14 protein-coding genes are annotated in these 15096 nt (G+C 39.1%); 8 read left to right on the top strand and 6 right to left on the bottom strand.

Annotation, left to right across the window (positions count from 1 at the left end; genetic code table 11):
* Positions 1-32: 32 nt before the first annotated feature.
* The gene (locus H9Q20_RS05700; RefSeq protein WP_187478494.1) at positions 33-2159 is read right to left on the bottom strand and encodes an elongation factor G; all 2127 of its coding nucleotides are present in this window, start codon (positions 2157-2159) and stop codon (positions 33-35) included.
* Between the two features lie 198 nt (positions 2160-2357).
* Between H9Q20_RS05700 and H9Q20_RS05705 the strand changes: the two genes are divergently transcribed.
* The 6 genes from H9Q20_RS05705 to H9Q20_RS05730 all read left to right on the top strand — a co-directional run bounded on the left by H9Q20_RS05705 (position 2358) and on the right by H9Q20_RS05730 (position 6115).
* Complete coding sequence (locus tag H9Q20_RS05705; RefSeq protein WP_124642642.1) at positions 2358-3761, top strand: nucleoside recognition domain-containing protein; 1404 nt, start codon at positions 2358-2360, stop codon at positions 3759-3761.
* Between the two features lie 18 nt (positions 3762-3779).
* Positions 3780-4169: a hypothetical protein gene (locus tag H9Q20_RS05710; RefSeq protein WP_187478495.1), complete on the top strand. Its 390-nt coding sequence runs from the start codon at positions 3780-3782 to the stop codon at positions 4167-4169.
* A gap of 3 nt (positions 4170-4172) precedes the next feature.
* A complete protein-coding gene (locus tag H9Q20_RS05715; RefSeq protein ID WP_124642638.1) occupies positions 4173-4415 on the top strand; it encodes a hypothetical protein in 243 nt (80 codons plus the stop codon).
* A gap of 66 nt (positions 4416-4481) precedes the next feature.
* Positions 4482-4997: a hypothetical protein gene (locus tag H9Q20_RS05720; RefSeq protein ID WP_187478496.1), complete on the top strand. Its 516-nt coding sequence runs from the start codon at positions 4482-4484 to the stop codon at positions 4995-4997.
* A 12-nt stretch (positions 4998-5009) separates the two neighbouring features.
* Complete coding sequence (locus tag H9Q20_RS05725; protein ID WP_187478497.1) at positions 5010-5717, top strand: 3'-5' exonuclease; 708 nt, start codon at positions 5010-5012, stop codon at positions 5715-5717.
* A gap of 68 nt (positions 5718-5785) precedes the next feature.
* Entirely contained in the window at positions 5786-6115 is a 330-nt protein-coding gene (locus tag H9Q20_RS05730) for an iron-sulfur cluster assembly protein (RefSeq protein WP_124642632.1), read from the top strand.
* 55 nt (positions 6116-6170) lie between these two features.
* Here H9Q20_RS05730 and H9Q20_RS05735 read toward each other — a convergent pair whose 3' ends face one another.
* A complete protein-coding gene (locus tag H9Q20_RS05735) occupies positions 6171-6692 on the bottom strand; it encodes a hypothetical protein (RefSeq protein ID WP_187478498.1) in 522 nt (173 codons plus the stop codon).
* Between the two features lie 117 nt (positions 6693-6809).
* Here H9Q20_RS05735 and mnmA point away from each other — a divergent pair, with 117 nt between their 5' ends.
* Entirely contained in the window at positions 6810-7997 is a 1188-nt protein-coding gene (mnmA, locus tag H9Q20_RS05740; RefSeq protein WP_124642628.1) for a tRNA 2-thiouridine(34) synthase MnmA, read from the top strand.
* Here the strand turns inward: mnmA and H9Q20_RS05745 are convergent.
* From H9Q20_RS05745 to H9Q20_RS05760, 4 genes are all read right to left on the bottom strand, one after another.
* Complete coding sequence (locus H9Q20_RS05745) at positions 7994-8923, bottom strand: 2-hydroxyacid dehydrogenase (protein ID WP_187478499.1); 930 nt, start codon at positions 8921-8923, stop codon at positions 7994-7996. The two genes, mnmA and H9Q20_RS05745, sit on opposite strands and share 4 nt — an antisense overlap.
* Before the next feature lie 11 nt (positions 8924-8934).
* A complete protein-coding gene (locus H9Q20_RS05750; RefSeq protein WP_187478500.1) occupies positions 8935-9450 on the bottom strand; it encodes an acyl-CoA thioesterase in 516 nt (171 codons plus the stop codon).
* Complete coding sequence (locus H9Q20_RS05755) at positions 9440-10165, bottom strand: hypothetical protein (protein WP_187478501.1); 726 nt, start codon at positions 10163-10165, stop codon at positions 9440-9442. Before H9Q20_RS05755 ends, H9Q20_RS05750 begins: the two co-directional genes overlap by 11 nt.
* A 172-nt stretch (positions 10166-10337) precedes the next feature.
* Complete coding sequence (locus tag H9Q20_RS05760) at positions 10338-12455, bottom strand: TonB-dependent receptor (RefSeq protein ID WP_187478502.1); 2118 nt, start codon at positions 12453-12455, stop codon at positions 10338-10340.
* A gap of 340 nt (positions 12456-12795) precedes the next feature.
* Here H9Q20_RS05760 and H9Q20_RS05765 point away from each other — a divergent pair, with 340 nt between their 5' ends.
* Positions 12796-15063: an aconitate hydratase gene (locus tag H9Q20_RS05765; RefSeq protein WP_187478503.1), complete on the top strand. Its 2268-nt coding sequence runs from the start codon at positions 12796-12798 to the stop codon at positions 15061-15063.
* Positions 15064-15096 lie beyond the last annotated feature (33 nt).

Here is a 15096-nt window from a genome sequence, read left to right on the forward strand (position 1 = left end):
GGCGTTCAAAAAAAATCTGAACGCCTCTTTGTTTATATTTCATGTCGTTTGGCTTCGTACTCTTTCACCAATTCTTTTTGAATGTTGGGCGGCACCAATTGATAGTCCGAAAGTTTCATGCTAAACTTCGCTTTCCCGCCGGTTATCGCTCTTAGCTGGGTTCCGTAGTTGTCCAATTCTGCCAGAGGCACCTCGGCTGTGATCTTTTGGTAACGATCTTCAGAATCCATTCCGGAAATAATACCTCTTCTGGTTTGCAAATCGCCCATCACATCGCCTGTTGCATCGTTTGGACACAAAATTTCTATACGATACATGGGCTCTAAAAGTTGTGGAGAAGCTTGATGAAACGCCTCTTTAAAAGCTCCCGATGCAGCCAACTGAAAGGAAATATCATTGGAGTCCACGCTGTGCATTTTTCCATCGAAAACCGACACCCTAATATTCTGGCATGGCGATCCTGTCAAAGGTCCGTTTTTCATCTGTTGCATAATTCCTTTTTTGATGGCAGCAATGTATCGGTTATCGATGGCACCTCCAACGATGCACCAATAAAACGCCAATTTGCCACCCCATGGGAGGGTTTCAATTTCATGCTGTCGGATGTTCATCCCTTTGGGTTCGTCCATTCCATCAAAATAATTTTCGACTCTCAGGTGGATTTCTCCAAATTGTCCAGCACCACCCGATTGCTTTTTATGTCGATACTCGGCACTGGAAGCTCCAACAATGGTTTCTCTATATGAAATTTTTGGGCTTTTCATTTTCATTTTCACGCCCGATTCTTTTTCAATTCTTTGTTTCAGCAGGTCCAAATGCAACTGACCTTGTCCACCCATCACCGACTCGTGGGTGTCGGCATCTATTTCTAAAGACAATGTGGGATCTTCTTCTTTTATTTTATTGATGGTTGCAAAAAGTTTTTCCGTATCCGAAGAATTTTCAGCAAAAATGGTTTTCCGTAATCTACTTTCTGGGAAAACAATAGGGCTCACTTTTAGTTTTACTCCCTTGCTGTTCAAAGTATTGTTGGTGTGTGAATTTTTCAGCTTGATGGTCAGTCCTAGATCGCCAGCTTTCAATTCGGAAACGCTAATTCGTTCTTTTCCTTCGGCTACAAAAATCTGAGCCAGTCTTTCGGTTTCGTTGTTATCGGCGTTAACCAATTCGTCTCCGGGTTTTATCGTTCCCGATAGGACTTTAAAATACGAAATAAGTCCTACTTGTGGTTCAGAAGTTGTTTTATATATAAAAATTGTGTTTTTGCCTTGGCTATCGCAAACCAGTTCGTCTCCATTTTCCAAAATTGTATTGGGTCTATCTGCAGGACTGGGTGCAATATCATTGATAAAACCCATCAATCGGCCACTTCCCATATCTTTGAGCCCTGAGGTTACGAACACCGGAACAAACTTTTGTTGTGCCAATGCAATGGTGAGTCCTTTTGCTAAATCTTCTTCAGAAAGTTGACCTTCTTCAAAATATTTTTCCATCAGTCCATCTTCATTTTCCGCAGCAATTTCTACCAAAACGGAGTGCAAGGCTTTGGCTTTTTCAATTTCCGAATCCGGAATGGGCTTTTTTTCTGGTTTTCCACCAAGAGCAGGAAAATCGTACATCACCATTCGAAGGGCATCAATGATTTGATGAAATCCTTCACCAGTTCGCATCGTATACTGAACACTTACCACATGATTTCCAAACAATTCCTGGGCTTCGCTCAAACTTTTTTCAAAATCAGCTTTGGGATGATCGACCTGATTGATTGCCACAATGCATGGCGTATTAAATTTTTTGATGTATTCCCAAACCAATTCAGTACCCACTTCGACACCGGAACTTGCATTAAGAGTAATCACTGCTGTATCTGAAATTTTCAAGGAGGAAATAACCTCACCTATAAAATCATCAAATCCCGGAGTATCCAAAATGTTAATTTTATTTTCCTTCCACGGAACAAACATCTGATGAGAGTAGATGGTACTCTCCCTTTCGTGCTCTATCTCCGTATCGTCCGACACGATGTTGTGATTTTCAATGCTGCCTCTTCGTCTAATTTTTCCACCTTCAAAAAGCATGGTTTCTATAAGAGTCGTTTTACCAGACCCGGAATGACCGAGTATGGCAACATTTCTGAGATTTTGCGTATTGGTCGTCATAAATTGTGATTTTTTGCATGGTTTGAGAATAAATTTTGAAATTTATTTGATGAATTAAAATTACAAAAGTTTTTCTTAAGTTTTGAAAACAAGAGGGTTAAAAAAAACATGAGCGATCTCACTTTATAAAAACACCTCCCTTAAAAGTTAATTTTTTTTAACCAAGTTTTTCTTACATTTAACAAAATTTTTCAAGACATGGTTCTTTCAAGGATATGGACAGCCTTCATTCTTATTGCAATATTGGTTGCCAGCATAAAATTTGTTTTTACAGGAAATTACGACAGCATCTATAACGATATGGTTGTGGGCAAAGGTGGAGACACCATACAAATTGCAAGTCAAAAATTTTCTTCATTACCTCTTGAAACCCAACAAAAGTTAGAAAAATCGCCGTTGTTGGATGAAAATTACATTCATTATAAAACAGATTCTTTAAAACAAACTGTTACTGTTTTTCGCATCCAAGAAACCGATGGAGTTATTGGAACTTCCAAAACTGCTGTGGAAATCTGCTTGGGACTCATCGGGATTATGACGCTGTTCATGGGTTTTATGTCCATTGCTGAAAAAGCAGGTGGCATCAATCTTTTATCGCGATTTATACAACCCTTTTTCTCGAAATTATTTCCGGAAATTCCTAAAAACCACCCGGCTTTTGGACACATGATGCTCAATTTTTCGGCCAATCTATTGGGTTTGGACAATGCCGCAACACCTTTTGGACTAAAAGCGATGGACAGTTTGCAAAGTCTAAATCCCGACAAGGACAAGGCGAGCAACGCACAAATCATGTTTCTTTGTCTTCATGCCAGCGGTCTTACTTTGATACCGGTTTCTATAATTGCCATTCGAGCCTCGATGGGATCACAAACGCCAACAGATATCTTTCTACCGTGCATGATTGCGACTTTTATGGCAACCATGGCAGCAATGACCATCGTCTCAATCAAACAAAAAATTAATCTTTTCCAGCCTGCTGTATTGCTTTTTGTTGGCGGTATTTCTGCCATAATCGGCGGATTGGTGGTCTATCTGGTCCAGCTAAGCAAGGACGAGTTGGACCAATTCAGTAAAGTGATGAGCAATGGAATTATCCTATTTATTTTCTTTGCCATCGTTTTGGGCGGATTGTACAAAAAAATAAACATATTTGATGCTTTTATCGATGGAGCCAAAGAAGGTTTCACGACCTGTGTCAAAATTATTCCGTATTTGGTGGGGATGCTCATCGCCATTTCTTTGCTCAGGACCTCCGGAGTTTTTGATGTAATTATTAGCGGAATGAAATGGGTAGCCGAAGTGGTTGGCGCCGATTCTCGATTTGTAGATGGACTCCCAACAGCACTTATCAAACCTCTATCGGGATCCGGAGCAAGAGGGATGATGGTGGATACGATGACCACTTTTGGAGCCGACAGTTTTCAAGGAAAACTAGCAGCTGTCCTACAAGGAAGTTCGGATACGACCTTCTATGTAATCGCTGTTTATTTTGGAGCGGTTGCCATTAAAAACACCAGATACACGGTATGGGCAATGCTCTTAGCCGATTTGGTAGGAGTCATAACCTCGGTTGTCTTGGCGTATTTATTCTTTGCCTAATTTTAAAATTAAAAAAAAATGATTCACGATAAAGATTATATCATCCGTATTGTTAAACAATTTTCAGAAGCCCTCAACCGATTGATTTTGGAAAAAAATGAAGGGAAAATCGAAGACGACCAAAGGATTTTCGACACCCAAATGAACGATGTTTTCAAAATGGATTTTGACCAATTTTCTGCGCTTTCCACAGATGAAATTATAGAAATTGTAGAACAAAAAGATACCCACCATCATGTGCCTTACTTGGAATTGTTGGGACATCTTTTCTTTGCCAAAGGAACACTGGACAACAATCCCTCTTTTTTCGATAAATCTAAATTTTTCTATGAAAAATACCTCCAAAAAAGTGGTGTTTTTTCCCTACCCATCATCAACCGGATTTCAGAAATAAATTCAAAAATTTAGGCTATGGAATTGATTACTGTAAACATTTACAATACCGAGTTTGAAGCACAAATTTTCAAATTATTTTTGGAAGAAAACGACATTGATGCTTTTATCTTCAACACCAATTCGGTGGCAATGTATCCCATTTTCAACAGTTCCATTGGCGGATACAAATTGCAAGTGGATCGAGAAGATTTTATAAAAGCAAAATACCTTTCGGATCAATTCTACAATCGTGAAAATGACGAACAAGAAGCCATGTAACTTGATCAATTCTCAATAAGAATTGAACATTTTTTTTATAAATTTGAATCGTAAACATCATTTATCATGGATCTTTCTCAAGTCAAATTGCACCTCAACACATACCTCGAACATCAGCAAGTCCTGGATGCGGCGTATTTTATCGTCAGCAGTTTTGGCTTGGCCAATGACAATTGGGGGCGTTTTGATTTTAGAAAAGATGAAAACAATGAACTTATCGTTCTCACTACGGATGGCGAAGTTGGAGCGCCTCAAGTCATCATGATTCCTAAGAATTTATTTGATTTTGACTTCAATTTGGTGATTAACTTGATTGCCCATGAAATGGTTCACATCCATCAAAAAACCATAGCTCCTTATGTAGAGGACAAAAATGAAAGAGAGTTTCAGGCGCATTACGAAATGCTTTTCCACAAAAGATATCCTAACATTCCGGACATGTCCAATTTTCACAAAGTATGGTTTGGGAAAAGAGCCTTAGACTATTACAAAAGAATGGGAGAAGAGAGCGATTTACAACAAAAATATGCCGAGCAAAAATTAGAAATAGACCTTCTCATCAACTCAATAGCACAACCATAAAACCTTTAGATCATGCTTCAAAACATCCCTTTCGAGAAAATATTATTTTTGGACATAGAAACCGTCTCTCAGTTTGGGAACTGGGACGAAGTCTCTGAAACCGAGCAATATCTTTGGGAAAAGAAAACCCGATTTCAAAGAAAAGAGGAAGTTGGTGCAGAAGATTTTTATATTGAACGGGGCGGAATTATGGCCGAATTCGGAAAAATAATATGCATTTCTGTAGGAATGATGGATCATGGTGGCAAACTAAGAATTAAAAGTTTTGCCGGGGATGATGAAAAAAAATTACTAGAAGATTTTGGACAAATGTTTAACAAACCCAAAATGCGTGACATTATCCTTTGCGCCCACAACGGCAAAGAGTTCGACTTTCCGTGGATCGCCCGTCGGTTTTTAATCAACGGTATGATGCCTCCACTTCCCTTTCAATTATTCGGAAAAAAACCTTGGGAAATTCCACATCTCGACACCATGGAATTGTGGAAATTCGGAGATTACAAAAGTTTTGTCTCCTTAGAACTTCTTGCTCATGTCTTCGGAATCCCGACACCAAAAGACGACATCGACGGTTCAATGGTTTCATCAATCTATCATATAGAAAAAGATTTATTTAGAATAATTCTATATTGTGAGAAAGATGTCTTAACTTTGTGCAATATTTTTAGACGGATGCGACAAGAGGACTTGTTGGAACGATCTGAAGATGAAAACAAGTAAAATTTTTCAGAAAAATCCATTAAAAAGTTAAGTTTAGCTTTTAAAATGGAAAAATGGTGACTCTATTTATGAAATACACAGACGAACAAATTACAGCCATTGGTGAAGATATTGTAAAAACCCTAAAAACGGTTTATGACCCAGAAATTCCGGTGGACATTTATGAATTGGGACTGATTTATGATGTTCAGGTATCCGAAGATGGACTTGCAAAAATCATCATGACCCTTACAACCCCCAACTGTCCTGTTGCCGAGTCCATGCCGCAAGAGGTGAAAGACAAAGTGAAAACGGTTGAAGGTGTAATCGATGTAGATTTGGACCTAACCTTCGAACCCATGTGGAACAAAGACATGATGAGTGAGGAAGCAAAATTTGAATTGGGAATCCTTTACTAATCCATTGAAAAAAATAGAAAATCCTCTCATCCAAAAATATGAGAGGATTTTGTTATTATAAACCAAACACCACCCCAACTTGTGGTACAAAACCGCTCCCGAAGACGGATTTGTTTTTGTCGTACAACACATTGTACATCGCACCAATTTGCATATAAGCACGATCTCCCAACCTTTGCATATAACCGCCACCTAGATACAAAACCGATTCATTGTTTTTCGTATTCAGATTGTTGTATCGGTTTCTATAATTGATGAAATACTCCTGAAACATCCCGGAAATATATGCTGTTCGTGCAAAATAATAATTTGCATAAGGACCAACACCAATCATGGTAGAATTGAAATAGCTGTTGTTGTTCCAAGTAAAATTACCGGCAGCTCCCAATTCGAAATTTTCAGAAACTTTATATCCAACTTTTGGAGTAACATAGATCGATGTCCCACCAGAGCCGGTACCAAGCCCGGCATACCCACCAAAAGTCCAATTGTTTTGCGTTTGGGTACCGCCCAATCCGATTTGAGAAAAAGCAAATACCGAAATCCCCAAGGTAAGGGTTGAAATTATTTTTTTCATAATTTGAATTTTATACATATTTCAAAATTACATCATTTAACGAATAAATCGATTATTCGTCCTTAAAATTGTAAATTTGCAACTTCTATTTAACTCAAAATATAATTCTTTTATTCAATGAAAATCGTAGTTGGACTTTCTGGTGGTGTAGATTCTAGTGTTACTGCATATCTTTTGCAACAACAAGGTCATGAAGTGATCGGACTTTTTATGCGCAATTGGAACGATGCATCGGTGACTTTAGAAGACGAATGCCCATGGATAGAAGACAGCAACGATGCTTTGATGGTTGCACAGAAACTGAATATTCCGTTTCAAGTGATCGACATGAGCGATCTGTACAAAGAAAGAATTGTAGATTACATGTTTTCCGAATACGAAAAAGGACGCACTCCCAACCCCGATGTCTTGTGCAACCGCGAAGTAAAGTTTGATGTATTTCTTCAAACCGCACTTTCCTTAGGTGCCGAAAAAGTAGCAACCGGACACTATGCCCGATTGGGAACGACAACCGACAAAAACGGAAATGAAATTTACCAACTTCTGGCCGGAAAAGACAACAACAAAGACCAAAGCTACTTCCTTTGTCAGCTGAACCAAGAACAACTTTCCAAGGCTTTGTTTCCGATTGGCGAACTAACAAAACCCGAAGTTAGAGAAATTGCCAAAGAAATTGGATTGGTCACGGCCGATAAAAAAGACTCTCAAGGATTGTGTTTCATTGGAAAAGTTTCTTTGCCGGAATTTTTGAAGCAACAACTTCAGCCCAAAGAAGGAGAGTTGGTGGAGATCTTCCGCGATTACCAAGGTTTCCAGACCGAAACCCCAATGTTCTCTTCAAAAAAAGATGAGTTGGAATTTCTTTCTGCCAAAATCCATTATGAGAAAAAGGATGGCAAAGTTATTGGCAAACACCAAGGAGCCCAATATTATACCATTGGCCAAAGCAAAGGACTAGGCATTGGTGGGCATAAAGAAAGTTGCTATGTAATCTCCAGAGACATGACCAACAACATTATTTTTGTAGGCGAAGGCAACACATTCCCTGGATTGTTCAGAAAAGCGTTAAAAATAAACAACAACGAAGTGCACTGGGTAAGAGAAGATCTAAAACTTTTGCCGGGACAGTCCATGGAGATCATGGCAAGAATCCGATACCGACAAGCACTAGAAAAAGCTAAAATTTTCCAGTTTGAAAATGCCTTGTACATGGAATTCGAACATCCACAATCAGCCATTGCCGAAGGGCAGTTCGCAGCATGGTACCTGGACGACGAGCTCTTGGGAAGTGGCGTAATTTCCTAAGCGAATTCTTTAACGATTTTATCGACAATAAATTGGGCCAGTTTTTCTTTGCTCTGTACCGTCCATCCTCCGATGTGTGGGGTAATGATGGCTTGGTCGGATTGCAATAAGAAATTCAGGTCTTCGTTTTGGTGATCCAAACTTTCGAAAGAAGCTTTTTCAAACTCTAAAACATCCAGACAAACTCCTTTTATCTTTCCAGACTTCAAGGCAGAGACTACGGCATTGGTTTTCACATTTTTGCCTCGGGCAGTATTGACCAAATAGAAATTATTTTTCATTTCATCAATAAATTTCTCATCGATTAAATAGTGGGTTTCTTTGGTTATAGGAATGTGCAAACTAATGATTTCGGCTTGGCTTTTCAGCTCTTCTAAAGAAACTTGTTGGGCATAATTGTCTCCGATGTTCTCTAAAATATCATAGAAAATAACACGGCATCCAAAACCCGAAAACCGTTTTGCCGTGGCTTTTCCCATATTTCCATAACCGATGATGCCAACGGTTTTCCCCATCAATTCGTCGCCTCGGTTTTCTTCTCTTTTCCAGATGCCTTGCTTTACTTCAGAAGTGGCGATGTTGAATCGGTTCATTAACATCAACAGCATTCCCAAAACATGCTCGGCTACAGAATCACGATTACCTTCTGGCGAATTGATGAGCGAGATGCCTAATTCTTCAGCAACATCCACGGCGATATTTTCCATTCCAGCGCCCACTCTTGCAATAAACTTCAGATGACTGGAATTTCTCAAAAAATTTTCATCCAACGGAATACGACTTCGAATAACGATTCCTTGGTAGTTTTTAATTTTCCTAAGTACTTCATCGTAAGTCGATCGATGATCTTCATCCACAACAAAGCCTTTATCCATCAACTGTTGTGCAATTAACGGATGGTTTTTATCCAATTGTAAAATTCGCATGATTGGGGAGACTATTTTTCAGAAAATAATTTTTTCAGCTCTACAGAATCTTCTGCTTTCATCCTTCCGGAAAGGATCAATGACAGTTCCTTTCTGCGAAGTGCTGCCAAATGCCTGTCTTTCTCCAAAACGGTTACAGGTACCATTTCCGGTATTTTAACAGGAACATTGTTTTCATCCACCGCAACAAAAGTATAAATACCTTCGTTGGTGTGTACTTTCTTTTTCAGGATGGGATCGTCCAACCAAACATCAACATATATTTCCATAGAAGTAGAAAATGCTCTGGAAACTTTGGACTCCAAAACCACTACGCCTCCTTCCGGAATGGGATGCTTGAACGACACATGGTTTACCGATGCCGTAACTACGCGGGTTTCGCTATGTCTGGATGCAGAAATTGCAGCGCAGCGATCCATTTTTGCCAAAAGTTCTCCACCAAAAAGATTTCTTAGAGAATTGGTTTCGTTGGGAAGGACAATATTGGTCATGATGGTCAATGACTCGGAAGCGGTTTTACTTTCCATTTTGTGACGGTTTTTTAGTTGTTGTGGTCGGTATTGGACTTGTTAATGAGTCTTTCTGTAGGCTGTCTTTTTTAGGTTCAACCTTTAGAGTATCTATTTTTTCCTTTGTGTCTATCCTGTGCGTCGAGTTTTTCACAGCCAAATCATCAAAGGATTTTTTTCCAAAAATAAGTTCTTGCTGAGTATATCCAAAATAAAGCAATCCCAAAACAGGTATCACCAATAAAAATATCCATAATAAAACAGATACAGTCTTGTTCGTGTCTTTTGGGATGTTGCCTTTTGGCGTTTTGTACTTACTGGGCTTTTGTACATCGGTAATATTAATTTCTTCTAAACCAAAGAAATCCGAGTTTTCAGATTCAATTCTATAGCCTGAGAATTTAAAATCCTGTTGGTCAAAATCGCCCAAACCATCGATCAACAAAGGTTGTCCAGAGTATAGAGTCGAATTCCAAGAGTCCACCTGATCTTTCAATAATTTTTCTATACGATCGGGTGTTACTTGATTTCTTTTGGCTAAAAACTGTATTAATCCTTCGTCATTTTGATTTTCATTTTTATTAAAAATAATGAGTTGTGACGGTGGAAGAAGAGTTTTGGTTTGGTCGTTGAATTGAGCTCCGGTTTTTTCAATGGTAAATTGACCAAAACCCGGAACTGAAGCCTTACCAAAGAGCTTCAAAAAAGCTAAAATATCTGCTGAAATATTCATTTGGGTGCAAATTTAGATATTTTTATTGAAACGAAAACCATTGATTTTCTTTGATTTCAACCGATTTGAATATGATTTTAACAAAAATTACAAGCGATGTGCCGTGTTTTTCAATATTAAATTAAAAAAAATCGGAAAATCCATGACTTTCCGATTGTGATAAAAATTGATGTTAATTGAATTTCAGACTAATTCCCAACATGTAATTGGCCCCGGCTTGTGCATAATAATACGGCACACCATAGTCGGCTCCGTAATTGGTGTATTTGGTATTAAATATATTGTTGATCAATAGATGAAATCCCCATTCCGTATTTTTCCATTTGGTTTTGTAAGTTCCGATAAAATCCGAGAGGTAGTATGAATTTAATTTATATTCCTCGGATTGCGAATTGTTGATGTATTGTTTTCCCACAGCTTTATTGACCCAAGAGAGTTCTAAATTTTTAATAGGCAAATAGCTTAAGGTAAGGTTTCCGATAAAATTAGGAGAAAGTGCCAAGTCGGTTTTTCCTAAATTCTCAGTTCCATTTGCGGTTTCTATTTTATAATCCACATTTTTATTCTGGCTAAAATTCAGGTTGGTTTTAACATTAATTTGATCTGAAAAACGATAGCCTACTGCGACCTCTAAACCTCGTCTGTAACTTTCGCCTACATTTTTATGCAGGGCAGCTCCTACCTCATTCAGCTCACCCGTAACCACCAGCTGATCTTTGTACAACATATAGTACAAGTTGGCGCTCATATTAAGATTGCCCAAATTATAATGATAACCCAACTCAAAATCGTGCAATTGCTCCGGTTTGATGTCTGTATTTTCTTTCAAATCACTTCTTCCCGGCTCACGATGGGCGTTGGCATAAGAAAGATAAACGACTCCTGAGTCCAGATGATAATTGACGCCCACTTTTGGATTGAAGAAGGAATATTTTTTATCAAAAACTGGATTTTCATCCGGATTGGCTTTTTGTACCGTCGATTGATATTGGATGCTTCTGACTTGTAGATCTCCAAAAAACTCGTATCTATCCCATTTGTACAATGCTTTTGCATAAGCAGAAATTTCATTTTTCACCCCTTCATTTCTATAATATTCAAAAGGAAGGATCAATTGCTGCAAATAAGAGCCGCTGGTGATTTCTCCGTAATGATCCCCTTTGTATTGGTTGGCAACCACGCCAAAATTAAGATCCCAGTTGTTCAGTTTACCACTCAATTCAGACACCATTCCGTAGAATTTATTGTCCATCCATTTCTGTCTTATTAAATCGCCTCTGGAGATTGTAGTTCCGTTCACGACTAAATTTGGCAGTCCGTACTTTGAAAATTTCTGATTGGATTTGTAATTATCATAAAAGCCTTGACCTTTGGTGTAATGCAGGGTTGTGGACAAGTCCCAGACCGAGTTCAACTTTTGTTGCCAAAGAAAATGATAATGTTGCTGCTTGTAGTTGTCGGTTTCATTTTTATAGAAGCCTAAAATATTTCCATCGGCATCGTAGATCTCTCCAGCTGAGTTGTATCTAGGATTGCTTTCGTACTGTTCTTTACTAATCCCATTCCACGCTTGATAGGTTTTTTCGTTTCCACCAAAAGTTAAGAATCGCAATTTGGTATTTCCATTTTTGTAGGCTGCAGTAAAATTATACGAATTCAAATCGGAAAATGCCCTATCGATGTATCCGTCGGATTTTATAATGGAATAGCGACCTCCAAACAAAAGTTTCCCATCCAGAAGACTTCCTGTTGCCGCTTCGAAGGTATGTTTCTGGGTATTGAATGACCCATAAGAATTCATCGTGCTTACAAAAGCTTTTTCCGATGGATCAGCCGTTAGGATATTAACACTCGCACCAAAAGCTGCAGATCCGTTGGTCGATGTGCCCACACCTCTCTGAATGACGATGTTGGATGCTGAAGAGGCGACATCTGGGATGTTCACAAAAAAAGTTCCTTGAGACTCGCTATCGTTAAACGGAACTCCATTCAGCATAACATTGATGCGACTCCCTTCTACCCCTCTAATTTTCAGCCCGGTATATCCGACACCATTTCCAGCGTCCGAAGTCGTTTCGATAGAAGTTTGATTTTTTAATAAAATGGGCAAATCTTGTCCCAAATTTTTATTGCCCAAATCTTTCTTAACCTGGATAATTTCCTTGGTCACAGGAAGCTTTTTCAGGAGCCTTACCTCACCGATATTTTGAGTTTTTAGAGAATCTTGCACCGAGTTTTGCGCAAAGTAAAATGGACCCATACACAGTCCTAAAAAAATAAATCCTTTCATTCTTTTAAATTTTATAATTAAATTTATTGGAATAAAAGGGGTTCGCGATAAGTTATACAAACCTCATGCTCCAACCTATTGTACACTAAGTTGGCGAGGCGTCCCTAAACAGCATTACCTGTTCCAGGTTCATTGGGTATAATCTCAGCTTGTTACAGCACCCCTTAAATTTCTGTTGGCAAAGCTACTGTTTTCTGAGCATTACATCAAAATAAAAAGATAGAATTTATTTATATTCATTCTAAATGATTTTCATCATGAAAAAGTATAAAAATTCGTAAATTTGAAAATTCTAAAAAAATAGAACTTAATTCATCGATAATTTAAAACTTTTATAGATATGGTTTTTGACCTTGATATGATTAAAAAAGTGTACGAGCGTTATCCAGAGAGAATTGCTGCTGCAAGACAAATCGTTGGAAAACCTCTTACATTAGCAGAAAAAATTCTTTATGCTCACCTTTGGGAAGGTAATGCTACACAGGCTTACGAAAGAGGAAACTCTTATGTAGACTTCGCTCCGGATAGAGTTGCCATGCAAGATGCAACCGCACAGATGGCACTTTTGCAATTTATGCAAGCCGGAAAACAAAAAGTTGCAGTTCCTTCTACAGCACATGCGGATCACTTGATCCAAGCGAGAGTAGGAGCAGAATCTGACTTACAAGAAGGAATCAACAAAAACTCTGAAGTTTTCAATTTCTTGAGTTCTGTTTGTGACAAATACGGTATTGGTTTCTGGAAACCGGGCGCTGGGATCATCCACCAAGTGGTTTTAGAAAACTATGCATTCCCTGGAGGTATGATGATTGGTACCGACTCTCACACCGTTAATGCCGGTGGATTGGGTATGGTAGCCATTGGTGTTGGAGGTGCCGATGCGGTAGATGTAATGGCCGGCATGGCGTGGGAACTAAAAATGCCTAAATTAATCGGGATTAAATTGACCGGTAAAATGAACGGGTGGACTTCTGCTAAAGATGTCATCCTAAAAGTAGCCGGTATCCTTACTGTAAAAGGAGGTACGGGTTGCATCGTTGAATATTTCGGCGAAGGTGCTCAGTCTCTTTCTGCAACAGGTAAAGGTACCATCTGTAACATGGGTGCAGAAATTGGTGCTACAACTTCTACTTTCGGGTACGACGATTCTATCAGAAGATATCTTGCTGCAACAGGAAGACAAGAAGTGGTAGATGCTGCTGATAAAATTGCAGAACACTTGACTGGAGACGCTGAAGTGTATGCAAATCCTGAAAACTATTTCGACCAAGTTATTGAAATCAACCTTTCTGAATTGACACCTCACCTTAACGGACCTTTCACTCCGGACTTGGCGACTCCAGTTGCTGAATTCCGTGCGAAAGCCGAAGCTAACGGTTGGCCTCTAGAGGTGGAGTGGGCTTTGATCGGTTCTTGTACCAACTCTTCTTACGAAGACCTTTCTAGAGCTGCTTCTATTGTAGAAGATGCTGTAGCTAAAGGTGTAAAACCTAAAGCAATCCTTGGGATCAATCCTGGTTCTGAGCAAGTAAAATATACCGCTGAAAGAGACGGTTTCTTAAATTCTTTCAGAAAATTCGAAAACGCTAGAATCTTCACCAACGCTTGTGGTCCATGTATCGGACAATGGGACAGAGAAGGTGCTGACAAAGGCGAGAAAAACTCCATCATACACTCTTTCAACAGAAACTTTGCAAAAAGAGCTGATGGTAACCCGAATACTCACGCTTTCGTAGCTTCTCCAGAGATGGTAGCAGCAGTGGCAATTTCTGGTCGTTTGGACTTTAACCCAATTACCGATACTTTGACCAACGAAGCTGGTGAGCAAGTGAAATTGGCTGAACCTAAAGGTGCCGAACTTCCTTCTAAAGGATTTGATGTTGCGGATAACGGTTACCAAGCGCCATCTGTAGACGGTTCTGCAGTAGTGGTAAATGTAAACCCAACTTCTGAAAGACTTCAGTTGCTAGAAGAATTCCCGGCTTGGGACGGAAAAAATATTTCTGATGCTAAAGTTTTGATCAAAGCCTTCGGAAAATGTACCACCGACCACATCTCTATGGCAGGTCCATGGTTGAGATTTAGAGGTCACCTGGACAACATCTCAAACAACATGTTAATTGGTGCGGTTAACGCTTACAACATGGAAACCAACAAAGTGAAAAACCTTTTGAATGGTGAGTACATGGAAGTTCCTGCTTCTGCAAGAGCGTACAAAGCTGCTGGCGTACCTTCTATTGTTGTGGGTGACGAAAACTACGGTGAAGGATCTTCTAGAGAACACGCTGCTATGGAGCCAAGACACCTTGGTGTGAAAGCGGTTTTGGTAAAATCTTTTGCAAGAATCCACGAAACCAACCTTAAAAAACAAGGGATGCTAGGTCTTACTTTTGCTGACAAAGCAGATTACGACAAAATCCAAGAAGATGACTCTGTTAATTTCTTAGACCTTGATCAATTTGCTCCTGGTAAAGCATTGACTTTAGAATTTGTTCATGCCGACGGATCTAAAGATGTTATAATGGCTAACCACACTTACAACGAACAACAAATTGATTGGTTCAAAGCAGGATCTGCACTGAACTTGATTAAGAAGCAAGAGAATTAATATCTCTTATTTTCAACATAAAGAAACGCTCCA

It is taken from the genome of Amniculibacterium sp. G2-70 (assembly GCF_014353055.1).
GTDB classification, from domain to species: Bacteria; Bacteroidota; Bacteroidia; order Flavobacteriales; family Weeksellaceae; genus Amniculibacterium; species Amniculibacterium aquaticum.